Source organism: Balneatrix alpica DSM 16621 (assembly GCF_000619885.1).
Classification (GTDB): domain Bacteria; phylum Pseudomonadota; class Gammaproteobacteria; order Pseudomonadales; family Balneatricaceae; genus Balneatrix; species Balneatrix alpica.
In genome coordinates, this window is the sequence record NZ_JHUZ01000017.1 from 15,355 (window position 1) to 38,164 (window position 22,810).

Sequence of the window (22,810 nt, forward strand, 5' to 3'; positions counted from 1 at the left end):
TCCAGGCAGTAGCCTCCCTGAATGCGTCCCCAGCTTGCGCCATCTGCAGCAGCAACCATACTTAGTGCATGCAAACCGAGACCCTGACTGATCTGCGCGACCATTTCCTGATCGCCATGCCCAACATGAAGGATCCCCACTTTGCCCGAACCGTTACCTACGTTTGTGACTTCGGCGAACAGGGGGCGATGGGGCTGATTATCAATCGGCCACTGGACATGCATCTGGACGAAATTCTGCTCCACCTGGAAGTGGAACAGGCAGGCCCGCTCGTGCGTAATCCACCGGTATTTATTGGTGGCCCAGTCAAAAATGAACGGGGTTTCGTGCTGCATCGCTATGATGATCGCCTGTGGCAATCCTCCTACCTGCTCAACGACGAACTCTGCCTCACCACCTCTGTTGATATTCTCGAAGCCATTGCCGTCGGCCAGGGCCCGGAAGATTTTCTTATCACCCTCGGGTATGCTGGCTGGTCCGAGGGCCAGCTTGAGCAGGAGCTGACCGACAACGTCTGGCTGACCTGTCCTGCCGACTATCGCATCCTGTTCAATACGCCCATAGAGCAACGCCTGCAGGCTGCGGCCGCTACCCTAGGGGTAGACCTCAGCCTACTATCATCACTTGCTGGACATGGCTGACACCTTACCTGAACCCTTTAGCGTGCTGGGTTTCGACTTCGGCACCAAACGTTATGGCTTGGCCTATGGCCAAAGTCTGACTGGCACCTCCTCCGCTCTACCACCAATTAATGCCCGCGACGGTATCCCCGACTGGGAAGAATTAGGTAGAATAATCGCCCACTGGCAGCCCGACGCGCTGGTAGTGGGAATCCCCCTGAATATGGATGGCAGCGTCAGCGAAATGTCGCGCCGGGCGCGTAAATTCGCCAACCGTCTGCATGCCCGCTATCAGTTGCCCTGCTATCTGATGGATGAACGCCTCTCTTCCCATGAGGCCAAACACATCCACCAGCAACGCGGAGGCAGCAGTCACTATCGAAAAGACCCCGTTGACAGTCTGGCCGCCCAGTTGATTGTGGAAAGCTGGCTCAGTGATGGCCGGCGTATTCCCTCCCATACCCCATTGGAGGAACTCTAATGTCATCGGCACCCATGCCTGTGGACGGCTTGCTCGACAAACTCAGGGTTGAGCTGAAATGCCTGCTGGAAGAAAAATCCATTAGTCAGCCTGTAATGATCGGCATCCGCACTGGCGGAGTCTGGATCGCGGAGCGGCTACACCAGGCACTGGCATTAGAGGGCCAAGTCGGGGTGTTGGATATCAGCTTTTACCGTGACGACTTTACCCGCATAGGCCTGCATCCCCGGGTGCAACCCTCGTCCCTGCCCTTCGCCCTGGAAGATCAACACATCATCCTGGTCGACGATGTCATTATGAGTGGCCGCACCATTCGCGCCGCCCTCAATGAACTGTTCGATTATGGCCGTCCGGCCTCCGTGACCCTGGTCACCCTGTTTGACATTGGCCAACGCGAATTACCGTTACAGCCAGATCTGGTTGGGCAACGCCTGCAGTTGGAGCCCGAACAACAGATCAAACTGACCGGCCCCACCCCGCTGGGCCTGGAGATTATCAGTAAAGCCCCCTCACTCTAGTCGGAACCCTTTGCCATGAGCCATTCTGCGCCCCATCAACTGCAACTGAATGAGCAGGGCCAGCTCCGCCATTTTTTGACCACGGAAGGTCTGTCGAAAGAGCTCCTTACCGAGATTCTCGACACCGCCGAGTCCTTTATTGACGTGAACAGCCGCTCGGTGAAGAAAGTTCCTCTGCTACGGGGGATTACGGTGGTCAACCTGTTCTTTGAAAACTCCACCCGTACCCGTAGCACCTTTGAACTGGCAGCCCAGCGCCTCTCAGCCGATATTCTCAACCTCAACATCAGCACCTCCGCCACCGCCAAGGGTGAAACCCTGCAAGATACCCTGTGGAACCTGCGCGCCATGGGAGCGGATATGTTTGTGGTACGCCATGCAGATAGCGGCGCGGCACACTTTATTGCCCAGTATGTCACCCCAGATGTCGCCATTATCAATGCTGGTGACGGCCGCCATGCCCACCCCACCCAGGCCATGCTTGACATGCTGACCATTCGCCGGGAAAAAGGCAGTTTTGAGCACCTGAAAGTCGCCATTGTCGGTGATATTCTGCACTCACGAGTGGCCCGCTCCGAAATCCACGCGCTGAAAACCCTGGGGGCCGAAGAAATCCGCCTGATTGGCCCGAAAACCCTGGTACCGGATCATCTTGAAGCACTCGGCACCCATATCTACCGCGACATGAAGCAAGGCCTGAAGGATGTCGATGTCATCGTCACCCTGCGTCTGCAGAAAGAACGGATGGATAAAGCGCTGCTGCCCTCTGAGAGCGAATTCTTCCGTCTCTATGGTCTCAGCACCGACAAGCTTAGCTATGCCAAGCCCGATGCCATCGTCATGCACCCAGGCCCGATCAACCGTGGGGTTGAAATTGAGTCTGCCGTTGCCGATGGCACCCAATCGCGCATTCTCACCCAGGTCAACAATGGTATTGCGGTGCGGATGGCGGTGATGTCGATGGCTATCAGTGGCCAGATGCAAACACTTGAAGGGAGCCAGGGCTAAACATGAGTATGAACATCGTTATTCGTGGTGGCCGGGTAATGGACCCTGCCAGTCAGCTGGACAGCGTCACCGATCTCTATATCAGTGACGGCAAAATTGCCGCGCTGGGCGAGGCTCCGGCTGGCTTTGTCGAAGAACTCAGCCTGGATGCCAGCGGCTTGATTGTCAGCCCCGGCTTTGTCGATCTCTGTGCCCGGGTACGTGAGCCTGGCAACAGTGCCAAGGGCACCATTCGCAGTGAAACCCAGGCCGCTGCCGCCGGGGGCATCACCAGCCTCTGTGTCCCGCCGGACTCCAATCCGATCAATGACTCCACCGCCGTCACCAAACTGATCATGGACAAAGCCCGCCAGGCTGGCTTTGCCAAAATTCTGCCGATTGGCGCCCTCACCAAAGGGCTGGAAGGGGAGCAACTGGCCAATATGCAGGCGCTGGCTGAGGCTGGCTGTATTGCCCTGTCCAATACCCGCCTGCCGATTCGTAACAGCCTGACCCTGATGCGCTGTCTGGAATACGCTGCCACCTTCGACTTGCTGGTGATTTTCCAATCTCAGGATGCCGACCTGGCCAGTGCCGGGGTAATGCACGATGGCGCCACCGCCACCCGCTTAGGCCTATCCGGCATTCCAGAAACTGCAGAAACCATCGCAGTGGCCCGCGATCTGCTGCTGGTCGAGCAGACCGGCGTACGCGCCCACTTTGGCCAACTCTCCACCGCCCGCGCCGTGCAGCTGATTATGGATGCCCGCGCCAAAGGCCTGCGAGTCACCGCAGACGTTGCCGTGCATCACCTACTCTATACCGACACCAAACTGAAGGGGTTCGACAGTCTTTACCACATCAACCCGCCGTTACGTTCCTCAATTGACCGTGCCGGCCTGCGTGAGGCTCTGCTAGGGGGCACCCTGAGCGCCATCTGCTCTGACCATCAACCCCATGATGAAGCCGCCAAGCGTGCGCCCCTAAGCGCCACCGAACCCGGCATCAGCAGTCTGGAAACACTACTACCCCAGGCACTAACCCTGGTGGAGCAGGGGGTACTGGATATGATGCAAATGATCGATAAACTCGCCAGCGGCCCCGCTAAGGTGCTCGGCATCCAAGCGGGTCGCCTCGCCCTGGGTGATGCGGCGGATATCTGCGTCTTTGATCCGAAACAAGAGTGGCTACTCAGCGCCAACCAGATGCACTCCACGGGTAAAAACACACCACTGTTGAAGAAAACTCAAACCGGTAAAGTCCGCTATACCCTGGTGGATGGTGAGCTGGTCTACCAGGCTCATTAAACGCTGCTGCAGGTAGCCCATCTGGGCTACCTGACTTTCCTGACACTCCTGCCAATACCGTCTTAGCTGTAATACCGATAGCCTATTACTGCCATACGGATTACACACTTACCTCCCTAAGATAACTCCAGACCCAACGTAATTTCGGAGGTTTGTATGTCATCACCCGTTGAAGTTCTGGTTCGTTGCACCCGCTCTTATCAACATCAGCCAGGCCAGGTGCACTACCTGCAGGGACTCTATCAACACTTCAACCGGCAAATGCCGCAGGTCAGTGAGATGGACTTTTATCTCCTGGTGCTGGATAACCTGCAACTGCTGAATATTCCTTGCCCCAGCTGGGATAAACAGCAATTGGAAAAGGACGTTAAGCAGCTCAGCCGCTCCTTCCTGAAGATCGCTTAACCTTGATTTTACCTGGGCCTCGCAGCCAGATGGCTGCGTTACTGGCCCCTGATTGCACGCCCTTGCAAATGTCCTGGCCTCTCCCCACAAAGTACTTTCGAGCCTAATCCGTCAACGAGCAGCAGAAGTCACTCAGCCAAGGACGCCACCATGCCACATCGCAACGACCCTCTTCTGCATATCCATGCAAAAGCCCGTTACCTGACGCCGACGGAGTTTAAGCGCTGGGCACTGCAACATGCCTGTGGTCAATTGCAGGCCGATAAAGCCGCCTGGATTGAAGGCGATACTCGTAGTGGCATTCGGGTACATTGCGCCAGTCTGTACCAGCTCAGCCCGCAGTATCCTGATGACTTTCTCTTAAGCCTGGCCCAACGTATTCAGGCACCTTACCTCGAATGGCTACTCAACCATCCAGGCCAGTGTATCCAGCTCAATGCCATCATGCCCTTGGCGGAACTGGGGCAAAGTCCGATCTATCACAGTTTCTATCGCAAACACGGTATTGAAGACGCCGTTGCGATGATCATGCCCAGCGGCGAAACTCCTCTCACCACCTTGCTGATTCTCTATGCCAGCCAAGCACAGTTTGGCCCTGCACATGCGGAGCGTTTACAACTCCTCGGTCATCACTATTGCAGCGCCCTGCAAACCTGTCTGCTGATGAGTTTACTGCGTCTCGGACAACTGCAGCGCATGGATAAACGGGTAGCATTGGTAGATAGCCAAGGCTGCATCCATCAGATGTCAGACGCCTTCCGCCAGACCACCGCCTTACTCAACAAGGAAGATGAGAGCCAGCTTCACCCACAGCTGCAACAACGCCTGCACCTGAAGAACTGGCGCCTAGCTCCCTGGCATTGTCGCTTTCAAGATCTCGGAGATGATCTCTATTTAGTGGAATGTCAGCTAGATGAATTGCCATTAACCCCTGGCGAACGCCAAGTAGCGGTTGAGCTGGCGCGGGGAGCCAGTTACAAGGAGGTCGCCAAAACGCTGCAAATTTCCCCCTCAACTGTCAGCAAGCACGCCAACCACATCTATACCAAACTGCAGATTAAGCACAAAGCCGAGCTGGTCAGGCTGTTTCCCCAGCTTAGCCAGTCTAATAACTAATCAAGCTTGGCAGTTGCGCCAACTCCTGACTCTGATAGTCCGGTTGGCAACGTGCTGGGCAGGGAAGCTGCTGCGGATTCAACCAAAAACTGCGCATACCCGCCGCCGCCGCACCCACCACATCATGTTGATAACTATCACCAACGTAGAGAATCCGCTCAGCTGCACAGCCCGCCGCCTGTTCAATCGCCGCAAAGGCTGCTGCATCGGGTTTCGCCGCCCCAACCTGATCGGCACTGAGGACCCAATCAAAATAATGGGCGATACCGATGGCTTCGAGATTGGCATTGCCGTTAGAAAACACCCCGAGGCAATAACCCAGCTTTTGCAGGCACTGCAACATAGGCTCGGCATCTGCAAACAGGGTCACCTGATTACGTGCCTGGCGGAAGCAGGCAAAAGCCTGCTCTAGCCAAGCCTGCGCTTGCTCCCCCTGATGCCCCAAACGCTCCAGCATCAGGCTAATCACTTGGCGCCGCAGTGCCGTCACGCTATGTACCAGGGTAGGATGCAGGGCACAGACCTCCGCCCGCAGGGCCGGCCACTGCTCAGCGTCAAAGTGTTTGGCAAAGCCAGGCACCAGACGTCCCAGCTCCGCAAACATCGCAGCATTAGCCGCCTCTATCACTGGATCGACCGCCCAGAGGGTGTCGTCCAGGTCAAAACAGACCACATCAAGATTCGGATTTTTTACGGGCGCGGGGATGGGCTTGGTCATATACCTGGGCTAAATGCTGAAAATCGAGATGAGTGTAAATTTGCGTGGTACGGATATCGGCATGGCCGAGTAATTCCTGGACACCGCGCAAATCACCGCTGGACTCCAGCACATGGCTGGCAAATGAGTGGCGCAACTGGTGTGGGTGCAGATGCTCACCACTGACGCGCTTGGCCCAGTGTGCCACCCGCTGCTGAATACTTCTTACCTGTAACCGACGTCCCTGTTGGCTAATAAACAAGGGCCCCTGGGGTTCAGGCTGCCACATTAAGCGCTGCTGCAACCAGGCTTGCAGAGCAACTTTGGCTTTACTGCCAACCGGCACCAGTCGCTGCTTATCCCGCTTACCCTGACGCACCAAGACCATCCCCTGGCTCAGGTCCAGATCACTGACATCCAGCTGCGCCAGCTCATTGACCCGCAACCCACTGGAATACAACAGCTCCAGCATGGCCTTATCACGTATTTGCACTGGCTCTTGTGCCGGGCTATCCAACAGTTGCTGAAGCTGATCCACTCCCCACACCTTCGGCAAAGGCTGATCCAGCTTAGGCCCCTGAATACCCTGTGCGGGGTTATGACTGAGCCAGCCCTGCTGCTGTAGAAAGCGAAAAAAACCACGCCAGCTGGCCAGATAACGTCTTTGGCTACGGGGGTTAAGATCCTTAAATTGGCGCAGACAAGCACGAATGTCGGCCGCTTTCAGTTGATCCCAGCTCAGCTCTTTTTCATTGCACCAGTTAACCAAATGCTGCAAGTCACGCTGGTAAGCCGTTCGAGTATGGGCGGCATAGCCACGCTCAAACTGTAGCCATTGCAGATAGGCTGACAGCCAGTGTTCAGGTGTCGAGTTGCAGGCGCTCATGGAAAATCAAGCGGGGTACGGTCAGGGATAACACCTCCCCAACATAGTCGAGGAACAGCGTGCCCAGACTGGAATGAAATAATTGACGATCATGACTACCCATCGACAGCACCCCCAGGGTCACACCCTGCTCATCAATCAAAGGCACCAGGGCAACGGAGCCGATCTCACTGGCGTGCTGCAAAAACAGATAGCTTTTTTCTTCATCGGACAGTTCGCCACAGACCGCCCAGCGGGAGTCGATCAGGCTGCCAATAATGGTCATTGCCTCTTCCCGTTCGACAAAGCTCACGCCCTGGGCCACCCAACTGGAAGCATCGTCCAATAACAGTAACTGACAACGGTCGGCACGGAGTTCAAAGCAGAGATTACGCTCCAACACCTTGGCTAACTCAGCCAACTTATTGGCACGCAGAATACCTAATACCAGCTTGCGGGTTTTCTCGAAGATCAGGTCATTTTCCCGTGCGGTGTCGATCATTTCCTCCAAACGACTATGGAGGATAGCATTGCGCTCACGCAGTAGTTTCAGCTGACGCTCCACCAACGACACCGCCGGGCCACAATCATGGGGCAGGCGTAAAGACTCCAGCAGATCCGGATGCTCACGGAAAAATTCCTGATGCTGACGCAGGTAAGCGACTACCTGCTCGGCAGTGGGAAAGTCTGCATCCGATAGCGGCTGTGCCTTTCTACTCATATGTGCATTTGCCCCTCGTACACCGTGGTGGCTGGACCCGTCATCCACACCGGATTACCCGGCCCTGTCCATTGAATGCTCAGAGTACCCCCTGGGAGGTGAACTGTCACCTGAGAATCCAGCAAGCCACGTAGTTGCCCTGCCACCACCGCCGCACAGGCGCCGGTACCACAGGCCAGGGTCTCACCGACACCACGTTCAAACACCCGCAAACGAATCTCCCGACGCGAGATCACCTGCATAAAGCCGATATTGGCTTTAGCCGGGAAGCGTTCGTGCTTTTCCAGCAAAGGCCCGAGGGTATGTACAGGGGCCTGCTCCACATCCTTCACCACCAGCACTCCATGGGGATTACCCATCGACACAGCGGAGATTTCATAAAACTCCGTGCCCACTGCAATGCTGTAAGTCGGCGCCTGAATATCCGCCTTAAAGGGCACCTGGGCTGGCACCAACCGAGGTGCCCCCATATCCACCCGCACCTGATTATCCTCGGTAATGTAGAGGTAAATCGGCCCCTTGGCGGTCTCCACTGCGATTTCACGCTTACCGGTTAAACGTTTTTCCCGCACGAAACGGGCAAAGCAACGGGCACCATTGCCACACTGCTCCACCTCTGAACCATCGGCATTAAAGATACGATAGCGAAAATCCATCGCGGGATCAGTAGGCGGCTCCACCACCAGCAACTGGTCAAAGCCCACGCCAAAATGACGATCACCTAATTGCTGTACCAGCTCGGGGGTCAACTTCAAGCGCTGGGTGACTAAGTCCAGCACCATAAAGTCATTGCCCAGACCATGCATTTTATTAAAACGGATCAACATGCATCCTCCGGCAGACAGCTCTCACCCGCCCAGAGTTGGGCCAGGGTTTCCCGCGCCCGTACCAGATGGGCCTGATCGGCGGCCACCATCACCTCCGCCGCACGGGGACGGGTGTTGTAGTTGGACGCCATCACAAAACCATAGGCCCCGGCGGAACGAATGGCCAACAGGTCGCCTTCTTCCAGCACCAGCTCACGCTCTTTACCGAGGAAGTCACCGGTTTCACAGATGGGGCCGACAATATCCCAGCAGCGGGCTTCGCCACTGCGCGGCTGCACCGCCTCAATCGCCTGCCAGGCCGAATACAGCGAGGGGCGAATCAGGTCATTCATGGCCGCATCCACCACAGCAAAGTCTTTATGCTCAGTCGGCTTGAGATAGTTAACCCGGGTCAGCAGTACCCCGGCATTAGCAACAATTGAGCGGCCTGGCTCCATCATCAGTTCCAGTCCGTAGGGACGAATGCGCTCGATCACCTTACCCAGGTAATCCTGTGGCTTGGGCGGCTGCTCATCACGGTAACGCACCCCCAGACCACCACCAATATCGATATGCTTAAGCGCAATCCCCTGCTCAGCCAGAGTATCCACCAGCATCAGCAGACGCTCCAGCGCGTCCAGAAAAGGCTGCTGCTCGGTTAATTGGGAACCGATATGGCAATCCACCCCTTCGATACGCAGATGCGGCAGCTGCGCCGCCTGCTGGTACACCTCCGGTGCCAGGGCAATATCGATGCCGAACTTGTTCTCTTTCAAACCGGTGGAGATATAGGGATGGGTTTTGGCATCCACATCCGGATTAACCCGCAGGGAGATCGGCGCCTGCACCCCCATCTCACCCGCCACCTGATTGAGACGATGCAGTTCCGCAATCGACTCAACATTAAAGCACTTCACTCCCACTTCCAGCGCACGGCGCATCTCTTCGGCGGTTTTACCCACCCCGGAAAACACCACCTTGCTCGCGGTACCACCGGCGGCCAGCACACGTTCCAGCTCCCCCATGGAGACGATATCGAACCCCGCGCCAAGACGCGCCAAAAGATTCAATACTCCCAGGTTGGAATTGGCCTTGACCGCATAACAGATCAAGCCGGGGTAACTGCCCAATGCCTGTTGATAGTCAGCAAAGGCCTGACGAATCGCTCCCTGGGAGTAAACATAGCAAGGAGTACCAAAACGCTCGGCAATTGCACTCAGGGGCAGCTGCTCAACATGGAGCTGGCCATCCTGGAAAGGGAAAAAGTTCATGCTGTCTCTCAGGTTATGATTTTTTTACTGGGTAGTGGTCGCACTCGACGCACTGCTGTCAGGCAAATACAACGGGCCCTTATTGCCGCATCCTGCCAGCAGGGTCAAACTCAGCAATACCAGGGTGGCCAGCTTGCGCATGCCCCGCTCCTTTTGTCGTAAACGAATTTCGGCGATTATAGCGGAGCCCCCGCCCAGACCCAACGCTCTCGGCGCGGAAGATTGATAACCAAGGAGTCCCCATGACCGAATCCGAGTTCCATGATCAGGTAGATGCCACTCTGGAAGCCATCGAAGCCGTACTGGATGATGCCAGCACCGATCTGGATGTTTCCCTCAATGGCGGCGTGCTGACGATTATCTGTGAGAATGGCAGTCGTTTGATTCTGACCCGCCAGACTCCGGTCAAGCAGCTCTGGCTAGCCACCAAGGCAGACGGTATTCACTTCGATTGGGATGGGGAGCAGTGGCGGGATGGCCAAGGCCGAACCCTACAACAGGTGTTCAGCCAGGCATTTACCGAACAAGCAGGGGAAAGCCTGGACTTTTCCCACTGCTAATTCAGCCACTTAGCGAAGCCGCGCGTCAGTCAAGACTGGCAGTGGCTACAGTAAAAGCTGGCCCGCTGCCCCAGCACTAGCTTCTTAATCGGTGTGGCACAGTGGCGGCAGGGTTCGCCACTGCGGCCATACACCTGCAACTGCTGTTGGAAATAGCCCGGTTTACCATCGCCGCCAACAAAGTCGCGTAGGGTAGTGCCGCCTTGGGTGATGGAGCGGTCCAGCACAAACTTGATCGCCTCCACCAACTTGGCATAGCGGGCCTTACTGATCGAGCCCGCTGCGCGGTCAGGTAAAATCCCCGCCATAAACAAGGATTCGCTGGCGTAAATATTGCCTACCCCTACCACCACATGGTTATCCATGATGAAGGTTTTCACCGCCTGACTTTTGCCCTTGGCACACTGATACAGATAGTCCGCATCAAAGTCCGCCGATAGCGGCTCTGGCCCCAACTTGGCCAGCAGCGGATGGGCCAGTGGATCCTCCCCTGCCCACAGCCAGGCGCCAAAACGGCGTGGATCGCAATAGCGCAGCACCTGTCCTGAGCCCAACTCCAACTCGATATGATCGTGCTTCAAACGAGGACTATCCGCCTCAGCTAAGCGCAGGCTGCCGGACATACCCAGGTGTACCAGCAGAGTGCCAGCGCTGGTACCAAGCAGCAGGTATTTAGCCCGCCGCTCCACCCCCAACACCTGCGCCCCTGGCAAGCGTTCGCTCAAGTCACCCGGCACTGGCCAACGCAATTGCTGATGGTGTACCCGTACTGCCTGGATGCGCTGCCCCACCAAGTGTGGGCTCACCCCACGGCGGGTGGTTTCAACCTCAGGCAGTTCTGGCATGACGCTCAGCCAACTCCGCCTTGGCCCGTGCCGCTGCCGCCCGTACCTGGGCAGGCGCCGTGCCACCCAAATGATCACGGGCTGCCACAGACCCTTCCAGGGTCAATACCGCAAACACATCCTGCTCGATGGTGTCTGAAAATTGCTGCAGTTCAGCCAGCGTCATCTGTGACAGGTCTTTCCCCGTCTGCACCCCATAGGCAACAGACTTACCTACCACCTCATGGGCATCACGGAAGGGCATCCCTTTGCGCACCAGGTAATCCGCCAGATCCGTGGCCGTGGCAAAGCCACGCAGCGCAGCTTCACGCATCACTTCACGTTTGGGTTCAATCGCCGGCACCATATCGGCAAAGGCACGCACACAGCCTTTCACCGTGTCGATGCTGTCAAACAGCGGTTCTTTATCTTCCTGGTTGTCCTTGTTGTAGGCCAACGGCTGTGACTTCATCAGGGTCAACAAGGCAATCAAATTGCCATTCACCCGACCGGTCTTCCCCCGTACCAGTTCAGGGACATCCGGGTTTTTCTTCTGCGGCATGATGGAGGAGCCGGTGCAGAAACGATCCGGCAGGTTAACGAAGTTAAACTGGGCTGAAGTCCAGAGCACCAGCTCTTCCGAGGCACGGGACAGGTGCGTCAGCAGCAGGCTGGCGGCTGCACAGAACTCAATGGCAAAGTCACGATCAGACACCGCATCCAGCGAGTTATAAGCAGGACGTTCAAAGCCCAGCAGTTCGGCGGTGTAGTTGCGATCAATCGGATAGGTCGTGCCGGCCAGGGCCGCCGCACCTAATGGCAGAATATTGATACGCTTGCGACAATCCTGCAGACGCTCGTAGTCACGCTGGATCATTTCGTACCAGGCCAACAGATGATGGCCAAAAGTAACTGGCTGCGCCGTTTGCAGATGGGTAAAGCCCGGCATGATGGTGTCGGCTTCACGCTCAGCCAGCTCCACCAGCCCCTGTTGCAGACGACTCAGCTCATCCAGAATGGCGTCCACCTCATCCCGCAGATACAGACGCACATCGGTTGCCACCTGATCATTACGGGAACGACCGGTGTGCAGCTTCTTACCGGCGATACCGATCTTCTTGGTCAGCGCCGCCTCGATGTTCATATGCACATCTTCCAGCGCAACAGACCACTCGAACTGCCCCCGCTCAATCTCAATGCGGATTTCTTCCAGGCCACGGATGATATCGTCACGCTCCTGCTCACTCAGCACTCCGACCTTGGTCAGCATCTTGGCATGGGCGATGGAACCCTGGATATCGTGGCGATACAGGCGCTTGTCAAAATCGACGGAGGCAGTAAAACGGGCCACGAAGGCATCGGTTGGCTCGCTGAAACGGCCACCCCATTGCTGATTGGTCTTATCGGTCATGAGCTTCTCACAGGATTGGCAGAGGGTGCCGGGGTTCACCCGGGGATGGCGGCATTATAAGGGCTGGCAGGGGCAAAGCTCAAAACCCGTCCAACCCTTTTAGCCTAGCGCTTTTTGCCTCCGCGCCCCTGCACTGCTTTAAAACGCGGATTACTTTTGCAGATCACAAAGATACGACCACGACGTTTGACCACCTGACAGTCGGGATGGCGGGTTTTGGCCGTCCGCAATGAGTTCAATACCTGCATCTTATTCTCCCGCCAAACGCTTGCCATAGCGGCGGGCAAAACGCGCACTGCGACCTTCATCATTCAGGGCACGGCGCTGCTCACCGGTATAAACCGGATGGGAGGCAGAGGACACATCAATACGCACCAAGGGGTAACGCTGGCCATCCTGCCAATCGATATGCTCTTTAATCTCTTTACTGTGGGCGAGGGTGGAGCGGATGCGGAAATAGCGATCCGCGTGACTATCGTAAAACACAACAAAATCATACTGGGGATGAATGCCAGGGCGCATGCTAGCTCTCCTTGAGTGCAGCCATTAACGTTACTTCATAACAAATGTTATTGAGTAACATTCTCATTCCCAAGCAAATTTACACTTGCCCCTGTCTATGGCAGCCTGTGCTGACCTTGCCAGCCCTCTTACCCAGGATCGCCCCATGTGGACCCTTCGCCCCGCCACCCCAACCGATCGCCCTTTCCTGTTACAGCTGCGTTTAACCGTCATGGTTCCCCACTGTGAAGCCAGTGGCTTATACCTGAGCCAAGAGGAGCAACAAAGAAGGGTCGATTATCGCTATGACTGTGCACAAGTCATCGAGTATCAAGGCCAGCCCGCCGGCTTACTGAAGCTGGTACAACATCCCGATCATTGGGAGCTGCTGCAACTGCAACTCGCCCCCCTGTGCCAAGGTCAGGGCATCGGCCGGCAAATCCTGCAGCAACTACAACAGCAGGCCCAACTGGCTGGCCTGCCTATTCGCTTAAGCGTGTTGAAAAAGAACCCTGCCCGCCATCTTTATGAGCGCCTGGGCTGGCAAGGCTATGGCGAAGATGAGCATGAGTACTGGTTAAATTGGAGCAGCCCCGCTGCCCCGGACCATGCCCGCCATCAACAGGACTAACGGGGGCGCACCAGGGCAATACTCCGACCGGCCAGGCTCGGCCAGCTCAGTGTTTGTTGACGCTGCTGCAGGGCCTGGATACATGCCTCGGTAGCGGCTAACCAAGGGGCAGGCCGCTGACTGGCCATATCCATGTGCAGTAACAGGGTTTCCATCGCCGCCAACTCCACCCCACTTAAACCGTGCTCCATGGTGAAATACAGCCGCAGCTTTTTCCGGTCCCACTCAAGTAATTGCACCCCTACTTGCAAGGGTTCTCCCTGTGCCACCTCATGCAGGTAATGCACCATACTTTGCAGGGTATAGAGGGATACCTGGTGTTGGGCGCGAAAATCCTCATCCAGACCCAGCTCCCGCATCAATTGATCAATCGCCCGACTAAACACCAGGACATAGCAGGCATCATTCATATGGCCGTTGTAGTCAATCCAGTCCGGCTGAACGGGGCCAGCAAAGACGATAGGTAACAGCGGATTCATCATAGTCCCCCGATGGAAGCGAATGCCTTCATGCTAAGGGGTCGCGGCCCAGACATTTGACTGTACCCGCTGCTTAGGTGTTAATTTCCGACCAATACCCCTCGCTTTCGGAGCCTGCCATGTTTGGCGATCGTCCCGCACAGTCCCCCCAGCTGATCAGTTTTCTGCTGGTGCCAGGTTTTTCCCTGTTTGGCCTGACTTCCATGCTGGACCCCCTGCGCCATGCCAATCGCAGCAGCAATCGTGAGCTTTATCGCTGGCAACTGATTTCCGAACAGGGAGGTAGCGTCCTCAGTAGCGACGAGCTGGAAATCCATACCAGTCACAGCATTCGCGGCCTGCCCCTGTGCGAAACCCTGATTATCTGCGCGGGTGCCGATCCACAGGCCGCCATCACCCCCGGCTTACTCGGTTTTATTCGCCAGCAGGCCAGCCATGGCGCCGACATTGGCTGTCAGGATACCGCGGCCTATCTGGCCGCCGCAGCCGGGGTGTTGAATGGCTATCGCGCCACCCTGCACTGGGAAAACCTCGACAGCACCCGCGAGGCCTTCCCCCATGTGCACTTTGTGCAGGAGCTGCTGGTGGTGGATCGCGGTCGTTTCTCCTGCCCGGGCGCCCTGTCTGGGCTGGATATGATGCTGCATCTGATCCGCACCCAGCACGGTCATGGTCTGGCCACCACCGTCGCGGATGAGCTGATTTACACCCACAAGCGCAGCCACAGCGACCCGCAACGCACCGCAATTCAACAACGTCTGGATAGCCGCAATCCGCGCCTGTTGGAAGCGGTCAAACTGATGGAGCTCAATATTGAAGAGCCCCTGAAGATTGCAGAGATAGCCAGCACCCTGAGCATTTCTGAGCGCGAGCTGGAACGCCTGTTCCAACACTATCTGCAGCAGCCCCCCAATGCCTATTACCGCCAACTGCGCTTGGATCAGGCGCGCTGGATGCTGCAACAAACCAGCGACAGCGTCACCGCCATCTCCGTTGCCTGTGGCTTTGCCTCCCTCTCCCACTTCAGCCGCAGCTACCAGCAGCGCTTTGGCCGCAAACCCAGCCAGGAGCGCTAACCCCAAATGACGCAGATGGCGATGACATAGCCATTTGCGACACTCGCCTGCTCGTATTCGGAAAAAATCAAATAGCCATCGCCAACAGGCAAAAGCTTAAGTGTCAGGGGGGTAGTTTAGTGCTCAAGGCCAGGGCGGAGTGATCGTCCCAGACACCCAGTCCCTGTGCCATTCTGCAATCAAGGCGAGTAACTAGCATGAATCAGGACGTCATTATCACCTGTGCGGTGACCGGCGCGGCCGATACAGCCCACCGCAGCCCCCACGTGCCCGTCACCCCGGAAGAAATCAGCAATGCCGCGATCGAAGCCTGGAATGCCGGCGCCGCCATCGCCCATATTCATGTCCGCGATCCGGCCACCAAGCAGTGTTCCCGCCGCCTCGACCTCTATGCCGAAGTCTGTGAGCGCTTAAGAGCGGCCCAGTGTGATGTGATTATCAACCTCACCGCCGGCATGGGCGGCGATCTCTATATCGGCCCGGAAGACAACCCCACCGCCTTCTGTCCGGAAACAGACCTGGTCGGCGGCCTGGAGCGTCTGCTGCATATCGAGGAACTCAAACCGGAAATCTGCACCCTCGACTGCGGCTCCCTGAATTTCGGCGATAGCAACCTGGTCTATGTCTCCACCCCGGACATGCTCCGCCGCGCCGCCGCCCGCATTCAGCAGTTGGATGTCACCGTTGAGTTGGAGATCTTCGACACCGGCAACCTCTGGTTTGCCCTGCAAATGCGCAAAGAGGGGCTGATTAATGACAATGCCCTGTTCCAGCTGTGTCACGGCATTCCCTGGGGAGCGCCCCCCGAACTGAGCCTGCTCAAGGCGATGGTCGATATGCTCCCCGCCGACAGCCAGTGGACCTCCTTTGCCCTGGGCCGACACCAGCTACCCTGGGCCGCACAATCCGTACTGCTCGGCGGCCATGTGCGGGTTGGCCTGGAGGATAACCTCTACCTGGATAAAGGCGTCTTTGCCACCAATGGCCAATTGGTCGAGCGTGCCGTCAATATCGTCGAAAACCTCGGTGGCCGGGTACTTAGCCCGAGCGAAGCCCGCCAAAAACTACGCCTGCGCGGCAGCCAATAAAGGAGCTTATCCATGTTACGTCCCCTTCCTAGCGCAGTAAAAACCGTTGGGGTGCTCGGTACCGGCGTCATCGGTGGCGCCTGGGCACTGCACTTCTTACGTATGGGCATGGATGTCGTTGCCTATGACCCCGGTCCCCAGGCAGAAGAAAAACTACTGGCGATGGTCGACCATATCTGGCCCACCATGGTGCAACTGGGCCTGCGTGAAGGCGCCAGCCCTGAACGGCTGCGCTTTGCCAGCAGCCTTGCCCAACTGGCCAACAGTGTGGAAGTGATCCAGGAAAGCACGCCGGAGAACCTCAGTGCCAAGCAGGCCCTCTTTGCCGAACTGGACCGGCTGGCCCCGCCCCAGGTGGTGATTATCTCCAGCACCTCCGGCTTTGCCATGACCACCATGGCCGCTCAGCTGCAACAGCACCCCGAGCGTTTTGTGGTGGGTCACCCCTTTAATCCGCCCTACCTGGTGCCCTTCTGTGAAGTCTGTGGTGGCCAGCGCACCAGCCAGGAGGTGGTGGACTGGACCACCGCCTTCTATGAAGCCATCGAGAAAAAGGTGGCCAAGATGGAACGTGAGCTGCCCGGCTTTATCGGTAATCGTCTGCAGGAAGCACTCTGGCGCGAGGCCCTGCACATGGTGGCCAATAACGAATGTTCGGTGGAGGACATCGACAAAGCCATCGCCTACGGCCCAGGTTTACGCTGGGCCATCATGGGCCACTGTCTGACCTATCACCTCGGTGGCGGGCAGGGCGGCATGGCCCATCTGCTCGATCATTTTGAAGAATCCTTAAAAGAACCCTGGACCCGCCTGGAAGCGCCGGCCCTCACCCCTGCGCTAAAAGAGGCGATGGTCAACGGCTGCCTCAACCAGGCCCAGGGGGCGTCGATTAACGACCTGATCCGCGAGCGCGATGACTGTCTGATCCGCATCATGCAAACCCTCAAGGAATACCGTGAGGAGAAAGGCATCCAGCGCTAAACGCCGCCAGTCAGCGTGCCTCCGCCTGGCACGCTGGCCCTGTCTCTCACCCCATCAGGCTCGACCAAGCGGAGGTTGGTTAGCCCGCCAGGTAGGCATGCCTACCACGGCAATGCTCAGGTCACTAGGTGACAACCTGGTACCCGCAACGGCCCTGCGCGCAGAGATACGTCCGTGACGATTTCACCCGCCAGCGCCCACCCAATAAAAATAAGATAAAGGTAGATACCGATGACGTTGATCCATTCTCACCCAACCAAGCGGTTATGCCGTTCTGCTCACCCCCACAGGGGTGTCAGCCGCCGTGCTAACCGACTCGACGCCAGGGCCACATGGAGACTGCAGCTATGTCATTAAGACACTCTCATTCCGCCAGTGAGCAACGCCTCTTCAAACAGGAGACCCTGACCCAACACGGGCTGTTTAAGGGTATGCACAAGGGCATGACCTTAGCCGCTGCCCTGCTGGTGCTGGCTTTTGTCGTCTTCACCGGCAGCAACCCTGCGCTTGCCGGCAGTCTCTTTGGTGCCGCCCGCAGCTGGATCGAATCCACCTTCGGCTGGTACTACATGATTACCGTGGTGTTTCTGATCCTGATCTGCTCCTACCTGGTCTTGAGTCGCCATGGCAGCATTCGCCTCGGCGACGATGACAGCCAGCCAGAGTTCAGCAACTTTGCCTGGTTCTCGATGCTGTTCTCCGCCGGTATTGGCATCGGCATTCTGTTCTTCGGCGTGGCCGAACCTATCTTCTACCTCGATAACAGCGGAGCCTTTGGCTACCCCAACAATCCCTATGCCGACTTGGCGGGGGCCACGGCGCTTGGTTATGACCGCGCCGTCGATGCCCTAAGGGTCACCTTTTTTCACTGGGGCTTTCATGGCTGGGCCGCCTATGTGATCGTCGGTCTGGCCCTGGCCTACTTCGCTTATCGTAAAAAACTGCCGTTGGCCCTGCGCTCCACCCTCTATCCCTTTATTGGTGAACGCATCTATGGCCCCATCGGCCATGTGGTTGACCTGCTTGGCGTGGTGGGCTGCGTATTTGGTATTGCCACCTCCCTGGGGCTGGGGGTCAGTCAGATGTCCGTGGGTCTGGAGCGCCTGGCAGGCATCGATCCAGGGCTGAATACCCAGCTGGTGCTGATCAGCATCATTACCGTCATTTCCATCTTATCGGCGGTATCCGGCGTACAACGCGGCATCAAGATCATCTCGGAGTGGAACATCATCATCTCCATCCTGGTGATCGGCTACTTCCTGTTTGGTGGCCCCACCGCCTGGCTGTTGGGTATCTTTGCTGACTCCCTGGGTGACTACCTGGTCAACTTTGTGCAGATGGGGCTGTGGTTCCCGGATGAGGAGGGTGCGGCAGCCTGGCAAAACGGCTGGACCGTCTTCTATTGGGGCTGGTGGTTAGCCTGGGCGCCCTTTGTCGGCCTCTTTATTGCCCGCATCTCCCAGGGCCGCACCCTGCGTGAATTTGTCCTCGGTGTCTTGCTGGTGCCCACTCTGGTTATCTTCGTTTGGCTGGGCATCTTCGGCGGTACTGCCCTGTATCAGGAGCTGCATGCCGTCAATGGCCCTGGCAGCGCCGGGATTATTGAACTGGTTAACGCCTGGAACCTGCCCGCGGCGCTCTTTGCCAGCTCCGATGGCATCGCCGGTACCGGCAGCCTCGGCTGGATTTTGTCGGCGCTGATGGTGTTCTTGCTGATGAGCTGGTTTGTCACCTCTTCCGACTCCAGCACCCTGGTGCTGACCACCATCCTCTCCCTGGGTAACGATGAACCTCCGCAGCTGTTCCGGGTGTTCTGGGGCGTCGTTATCGGCCTGGTGGCTGCCGCCTTACTGCTGGCGGGCGGCTTAGGGGCCTTGCAAACCGCGCTGATGGCCGCCGCCCTGCCACTGAGTCTGGTGATTCTGGCGATGACCTGTGCGGTGTTGAAATCCCTCTGGACGGAGGCGCGCCTGCCTCAGTCCACTAAAACTGCCCTACAACCGGAATAGCCCTGATGGCTGAGCGGGGCCACGGCCTCGCTCAGACTCCGGCTCAAACAGGTGACTCTATGCGCGCAAGCGGTCGTTCCCCGCTGCTGGCGGATGAGGATGGCGTCATCACCCTCTCCTTCTTACTGCTACCTGACTACGCCATGGTCTCGCTACTGTCGGCGATTGAGCCCTTACGCATCGCCAACCGCCTCAGTGGCCGCACGCTCTACCGTTGGCAATGTCTGAGTGAAGGCGGGCAGAGCATCCTCGCCAGCAATGGAATGGCGCTGCAACAGCATCTGGATTACCGCCAGGTCGCCACGCCCCGTAACCTGTTCGTCAATGCCAGCTTTTACCCCGAACGCCATGGCCAGGCCGACACCCTGCGCTGGCTACGCCAGCTGCGTCAGCAGCATAGTCTGCTCGGGGCACTGGACACCGGCTGTTATCTGCTCGCCAAGGCAGGGCTCTTGCACGGACGGCGGGTCACCCTGCACTGGGAGGCCGCCCCCATCTTTCAGGCACTGTTTCCACAGGTGCAGGTCACCTCGGAGCTGTATGAGATTGAGCGCAACCTGATCAGCTGCGCTGGCGGTACGGCGGCAACGGATTTGATGCTGCAGCTAATCGAACAGGATTACGGCAGCAGTCTGTGCGCCCAGATTTGCGATCAGCAGATTCGGAGCGGCATGCGCCTGCCCAGCGAACGGCAACGGGCTAACCTGCCACGCCAGCTGTTTATCCAGCATCCCCGCCTGATTCGCGCCCTGGAGCTGATGGAACTCCATCTGCAACACCCACTCTCCCCCGAGATCCTGGCGCAGCGGGCCCACCTGTCGCTACGTCAGTTGGAGCGCCTGTGTCAGCGCTTTTTGCAGTCTTCACCCTCCCAGTATTACCTGGGACTGCGCCTGCAGCGGGCGCAGCAACTGCTACAGCAAAGTGCGCTGCCGGTGGCGGCCATCGCGACGGCGGCTGGTTTTACCAGCGCCTCCCACTTCTGTCGCAGTTATCGCCGCCACTTTGGCCAATCACCGGGCAGCAGCCGTGTCCGGCTTAACCCTGGCGCTCCAGCACCCGAATCCGCGAGAGCAGCTCATCCCGGTCGACATAACAGCCCTGCAAATGACGACGCCCCTGGCGCAGGTCAAAGGCACGACGGGCATGTAACACCCGGCGATTATCAAATACCAGCAGATCCCCTGGGCTGAGGCGATAGAAAAACTGAAAAACAGGCTCACGGGTCAGCGCAATAAAGGTGCGATAGGCGCGGTAGTGGCGCAGGACCTGGTCGGCGGGTAAGTCCAGCGGGCCCCGCAAAAAGTTCGCCAGGCGCACCTCCACCACCTGACCGGCTCGGTTGAGCTGCAATGCCGGTGCGCTGAAGCGGTAATCGGAGTGACGATCCTTGTTATGAAACTCCATCGGCAGACTGCTCAGGGCGGCGAACTCATCGGGATAATGCTCGCGCATGTGCTCAGCAATCCTGAAGCCATCCACCAGGATCGACTCCCCTCCCTCTGCATCATTAGCCAGGCAATGGAGAAACTGCAGGCCCGGTTGCAGCTCCCGGGTGGGGAGGTCGGTATGCAGGGGTAAACGCAGATTAGTGTAGGCGGCGGTATTGGCATCGGGCTTGGCCTGCACATCAAACACCGTGCCGAAGTTGGTTTCACGGATAAAAGAGATGCGGTTGGCCACCTTCAGCAGCGTCCCCGGGGTGGTATCCACCTGCCGCAGCAGCGAGATACCCCAGTCACGCAGCAGACGTAACCAATCCAGCAAGGCGCGGTCATCCTCCATCACCTCGGCATAGTCAAACTCCGGCAGCGCCTCACGGATACTGTCCCTGTCCCAGCTTTGCGCCTGCCACTGTCGGGTTGCCCGCATCGCCTCGGCATAACAGTGCGCCCGCAGCCAGCCTGGATGGTAGCGACTACGGTGGCCATCCTCCCACAAAATGGTCAAATAGCCGTCCTGCAGCTGTGCCTGCTGGGGCTGCAAATCCAGGGGAACATCACAGATTTCAAATAGCTGCTCGCGGGTCAGCGTAGAAACGCACTCGCTACAGGGGCAGTTATCCCGTAGCCACAGATAGTGAAACTCGCTCTGGTGACCATCACTCCACGCAAGCTGCAATGACTGCTGCGCCAGGCTGAGTGACTGCGCCTGATGGTGGCTGGGGTACTGGGCATAACTGGCAATCTCAAAGGTGGTTGGCTGCATCATCTCTCCCTCCGCTGACGTCATGCCAGCTGTTCGACACAGCTTAGAATGCTGCCCCCAGAGAAGAGTGATAAGGAATCGACACCTTATTGAACCCGGACGACAACTCGGTCGCCCGGGGTATCCGCAGCCGTTAAGCCGCTTGCAGCGCCGCCTGGTAACGGCGTTCGACCTCACCCCAGTTCACCACCTGATAGAAAGCAGCGATATAGTCCGGGCGCTTGTTCTGATACTTGAGGTAGTAAGCGTGCTCCCACACATCCAGGCCAAGGATGGGGGTATGGCCATCCATCAAGGGGCTATCCTGATTAGCACTGCTTTCCACCACCAGCTTGCCGGTGCGATCCACGCACAGCCAGGCCCAGCCACTGCCAAAGCGCGTCAGCGCCGCCTGGGTAAAGGCCTGTTGGAAGGCGGCAAAGCCGCCCAACTGTTGTTCGATCGCCTCCGCCAAGCCACCCTGGGGCTGACCACCCCCTTGAGGGCTCATCACCTGCCAGAACAGCGAGTGGTTGGCATGCCCCCCACCGTGATTACGTACCGCCGCCTGGATGCTGTCCGGTAGTTGGTTGATCATCCGCAGGAGTTTTTCCACAGGCAGCTCCGCCAATGCCGGTGCCTGCTCCAGGGCCGCATTCAGGCCATTGACGTAAGTCTGGTGATGACGGCTATGGTGAATCTCCATGGTTTGGGCATCGATATGCGGTTCCAGTGCGGTGTAGGCATAGGGCAAAGCAGGAAGGGTGTGAGTCATAGGCTCCTCGTTTAATGCAGCTCGGTAGTGGCCAAGAACCTGCCTGGATGGGTCTGCTGCAAACAGGCTTCCACTTGGGGATGGGAACCCTGCAGACTAAGAAAGTGCACCAACTCGGTATAAGTGTGGCGACTGTGACGCCAGGCAGCCTGACGCAAAGACGAGGAGTAATCCCGGCACTGACAAGTGTGTAGCAATTGCCAGTGAATCCGACACAGGCAGCGGGCCGCCTGTTCGCTGGCCGCGGTGGCAAGATAGAGATCCGCCAGATTGTGGTGGCTGACCACCAGGGCCGCCACCGCCTCATCGGCGTCCGGCCACTGGGCAAGGCGCTGATCAGCGTAGTCGAGTGCCTGGCGGTAGTAGCGTTCCGCTGCCTGCCACTGGCGGTTAAGGTAGTGTTGATTGCCCTGATCGATCGCTTTACGCCAATCCTGCATGCTGCTGACTCCTCGATTTGCATCGCCGAGCCATATAAACGCAAATAACTCTCA

The 22,810-nt window shown here is 57.7% G+C and carries 27 protein-coding genes and 1 pseudogene; 14 read left to right on the plus strand and 14 right to left on the minus strand.

The features are described from left to right. Positions 1-68 precede the first annotated feature (68 nt). The 7 genes from Q334_RS0109005 to Q334_RS0109035 all read left to right on the plus strand — a co-directional run bounded on the left by Q334_RS0109005 (position 69) and on the right by Q334_RS0109035 (position 5,434). On the plus strand, positions 69-641 hold the full coding sequence (locus Q334_RS0109005) for a YqgE/AlgH family protein (protein ID WP_035461246.1): 573 nt from the start codon (positions 69-71) through the stop codon (positions 639-641). Beyond that, positions 634-1,101 (plus strand): Holliday junction resolvase RuvX, encoded by a 468-nt coding sequence (ruvX, locus tag Q334_RS0109010; RefSeq protein ID WP_027312927.1) that lies wholly within the window; start codon positions 634-636, stop codon positions 1,099-1,101. Before Q334_RS0109005 ends, ruvX begins: the two co-directional genes overlap by 8 nt. Further along, on the plus strand, positions 1,101-1,619 hold the full coding sequence (pyrR, locus tag Q334_RS0109015) for a bifunctional pyr operon transcriptional regulator/uracil phosphoribosyltransferase PyrR (protein WP_027312928.1): 519 nt from the start codon (positions 1,101-1,103) through the stop codon (positions 1,617-1,619). The genes ruvX and pyrR overlap by 1 nt, the downstream gene beginning before the upstream one ends. A 15-nt stretch (positions 1,620-1,634) precedes the next feature. Continuing rightward, positions 1,635-2,627, plus strand: a complete 993-nt coding sequence (locus tag Q334_RS0109020) for an aspartate carbamoyltransferase catalytic subunit (RefSeq protein WP_027312929.1) — start codon at positions 1,635-1,637, stop codon at positions 2,625-2,627. Between the two features lie 2 nt (positions 2,628-2,629). Next, entirely contained in the window at positions 2,630-3,913 is a 1,284-nt protein-coding gene (locus tag Q334_RS0109025; protein ID WP_342667458.1) for a dihydroorotase, read from the plus strand. A gap of 156 nt (positions 3,914-4,069) precedes the next feature. Next, positions 4,070-4,318 (plus strand): hypothetical protein, encoded by a 249-nt coding sequence (locus Q334_RS0109030; RefSeq protein WP_027312931.1) that lies wholly within the window; start codon positions 4,070-4,072, stop codon positions 4,316-4,318. A gap of 150 nt (positions 4,319-4,468) precedes the next feature. Next, the gene (locus tag Q334_RS0109035; protein WP_027312932.1) at positions 4,469-5,434 is read left to right on the plus strand and encodes a helix-turn-helix transcriptional regulator; all 966 of its coding nucleotides are present in this window, start codon (positions 4,469-4,471) and stop codon (positions 5,432-5,434) included. Here the strand turns inward: Q334_RS0109035 and Q334_RS0109040 are convergent. The 6 genes from Q334_RS0109040 to lptM are packed head-to-tail and all read right to left on the minus strand — an operon-like array spanning position 5,424 to position 9,935. Continuing rightward, on the minus strand, positions 5,424-6,152 hold the full coding sequence (locus Q334_RS0109040) for an HAD family hydrolase (RefSeq protein WP_027312933.1): 729 nt from the start codon (positions 6,150-6,152) through the stop codon (positions 5,424-5,426). The genes Q334_RS0109035 and Q334_RS0109040 overlap by 11 nt on opposite strands. Further along, positions 6,109-7,017 (minus strand): tyrosine recombinase XerC, encoded by a 909-nt coding sequence (xerC, locus tag Q334_RS0109045; RefSeq protein WP_027312934.1) that lies wholly within the window; start codon positions 7,015-7,017, stop codon positions 6,109-6,111. The genes Q334_RS0109040 and xerC overlap by 44 nt, the downstream gene beginning before the upstream one ends. Next, positions 6,992-7,717: a DUF484 family protein gene (locus Q334_RS0109050; RefSeq protein WP_027312935.1), complete on the minus strand. Its 726-nt coding sequence runs from the start codon at positions 7,715-7,717 to the stop codon at positions 6,992-6,994. The genes xerC and Q334_RS0109050 overlap by 26 nt, the downstream gene beginning before the upstream one ends. After that, positions 7,714-8,544, minus strand: a complete 831-nt coding sequence (gene dapF, locus Q334_RS0109055; protein ID WP_027312936.1) for a diaminopimelate epimerase — start codon at positions 8,542-8,544, stop codon at positions 7,714-7,716. Before dapF ends, Q334_RS0109050 begins: the two co-directional genes overlap by 4 nt. After that, positions 8,538-9,794, minus strand: a complete 1,257-nt coding sequence (gene lysA / locus Q334_RS0109060; protein WP_027312937.1) for a diaminopimelate decarboxylase — start codon at positions 9,792-9,794, stop codon at positions 8,538-8,540. Before lysA ends, dapF begins: the two co-directional genes overlap by 7 nt. A gap of 24 nt (positions 9,795-9,818) precedes the next feature. Beyond that, complete coding sequence (gene lptM / locus Q334_RS20285) at positions 9,819-9,935, minus strand: LPS translocon maturation chaperone LptM (RefSeq protein WP_081414406.1); 117 nt, start codon at positions 9,933-9,935, stop codon at positions 9,819-9,821. A gap of 101 nt (positions 9,936-10,036) precedes the next feature. On the opposite strand from lptM, the gene cyaY reads away from it, so the two are divergent. Further along, entirely contained in the window at positions 10,037-10,354 is a 318-nt protein-coding gene (cyaY, locus tag Q334_RS0109070; protein WP_027312938.1) for an iron donor protein CyaY, read from the plus strand. Between the two features lie 29 nt (positions 10,355-10,383). Here the strand turns inward: cyaY and mutM are convergent, their stop codons facing one another. The 4 genes from mutM to Q334_RS0109090 form a co-directional block, all read right to left on the minus strand. Continuing rightward, the gene (gene mutM / locus Q334_RS0109075; protein WP_027312939.1) at positions 10,384-11,199 is read right to left on the minus strand and encodes a bifunctional DNA-formamidopyrimidine glycosylase/DNA-(apurinic or apyrimidinic site) lyase; all 816 of its coding nucleotides are present in this window, start codon (positions 11,197-11,199) and stop codon (positions 10,384-10,386) included. Beyond that, entirely contained in the window at positions 11,183-12,589 is a 1,407-nt protein-coding gene (gene argH / locus Q334_RS0109080; protein ID WP_027312940.1) for an argininosuccinate lyase, read from the minus strand. Before argH ends, mutM begins: the two co-directional genes overlap by 17 nt. A gap of 104 nt (positions 12,590-12,693) precedes the next feature. Beyond that, entirely contained in the window at positions 12,694-12,837 is a 144-nt protein-coding gene (ykgO, locus tag Q334_RS0109085) for a type B 50S ribosomal protein L36 (protein WP_027312941.1), read from the minus strand. Position 12,838: 1 nt separating this feature from the next. Continuing rightward, positions 12,839-13,111 carry a type B 50S ribosomal protein L31 gene (locus tag Q334_RS0109090; protein ID WP_027312942.1) on the minus strand — a complete coding sequence of 91 codons (273 nt, stop codon included), beginning with the start codon at positions 13,109-13,111 and terminating at the stop codon, positions 12,839-12,841. A gap of 145 nt (positions 13,112-13,256) precedes the next feature. Here Q334_RS0109090 and Q334_RS18570 point away from each other — a divergent pair, with 145 nt between their 5' ends. After that, positions 13,257-13,721: a GNAT family N-acetyltransferase gene (locus Q334_RS18570; protein WP_035461247.1), complete on the plus strand. Its 465-nt coding sequence runs from the start codon at positions 13,257-13,259 to the stop codon at positions 13,719-13,721. Here Q334_RS18570 and Q334_RS0109100 read toward each other — a convergent pair. Then, a complete protein-coding gene (locus Q334_RS0109100; protein WP_035461248.1) occupies positions 13,718-14,200 on the minus strand; it encodes a thioesterase family protein in 483 nt (160 codons plus the stop codon). The two genes, Q334_RS18570 and Q334_RS0109100, sit on opposite strands and share 4 nt — an antisense overlap. 119 nt (positions 14,201-14,319) lie before the next feature. On the opposite strand from Q334_RS0109100, the gene Q334_RS0109105 reads away from it, so the two are divergent. The 5 genes and pseudogenes from Q334_RS0109105 to Q334_RS20545 all read left to right on the plus strand — a co-directional run. Further along, positions 14,320-15,276 (plus strand): GlxA family transcriptional regulator, encoded by a 957-nt coding sequence (locus Q334_RS0109105; protein WP_027312944.1) that lies wholly within the window; start codon positions 14,320-14,322, stop codon positions 15,274-15,276. Positions 15,277-15,473: 197 nt separating this feature from the next. After that, the gene (locus Q334_RS0109110) at positions 15,474-16,364 is read left to right on the plus strand and encodes a BKACE family enzyme (RefSeq protein WP_027312945.1); all 891 of its coding nucleotides are present in this window, start codon (positions 15,474-15,476) and stop codon (positions 16,362-16,364) included. A gap of 12 nt (positions 16,365-16,376) precedes the next feature. Beyond that, complete coding sequence (locus Q334_RS0109115; protein WP_027312946.1) at positions 16,377-17,345, plus strand: 3-hydroxyacyl-CoA dehydrogenase NAD-binding domain-containing protein; 969 nt, start codon at positions 16,377-16,379, stop codon at positions 17,343-17,345. A 347-nt stretch (positions 17,346-17,692) separates the two neighbouring features. After that, complete coding sequence (locus tag Q334_RS0109120; RefSeq protein ID WP_027312947.1) at positions 17,693-19,354, plus strand: BCCT family transporter; 1,662 nt, start codon at positions 17,693-17,695, stop codon at positions 19,352-19,354. Positions 19,355-20,112: 758 nt separating this feature from the next. Further along, a pseudogene (locus Q334_RS20545) lies at positions 20,113-20,370 on the plus strand (helix-turn-helix domain-containing protein); the annotation flags it as partial. A 22-nt stretch (positions 20,371-20,392) separates the two neighbouring features. Here the strand turns inward: Q334_RS20545 and Q334_RS0109130 are convergent. The 3 genes from Q334_RS0109130 to Q334_RS18575 form a co-directional block, all read right to left on the minus strand. Continuing rightward, positions 20,393-21,565 carry a gamma-butyrobetaine dioxygenase gene (locus Q334_RS0109130; RefSeq protein WP_245593675.1) on the minus strand — a complete coding sequence of 391 codons (1,173 nt, stop codon included), beginning with the start codon at positions 21,563-21,565 and terminating at the stop codon, positions 20,393-20,395. 130 nt (positions 21,566-21,695) lie between these two features. Next, entirely contained in the window at positions 21,696-22,316 is a 621-nt protein-coding gene (locus Q334_RS0109135) for a superoxide dismutase (RefSeq protein ID WP_027312950.1), read from the minus strand. Positions 22,317-22,327: 11 nt separating this feature from the next. Then, positions 22,328-22,756: a hypothetical protein gene (locus Q334_RS18575; protein WP_051527667.1), complete on the minus strand. Its 429-nt coding sequence runs from the start codon at positions 22,754-22,756 to the stop codon at positions 22,328-22,330. Positions 22,757-22,810 lie beyond the last annotated feature (54 nt).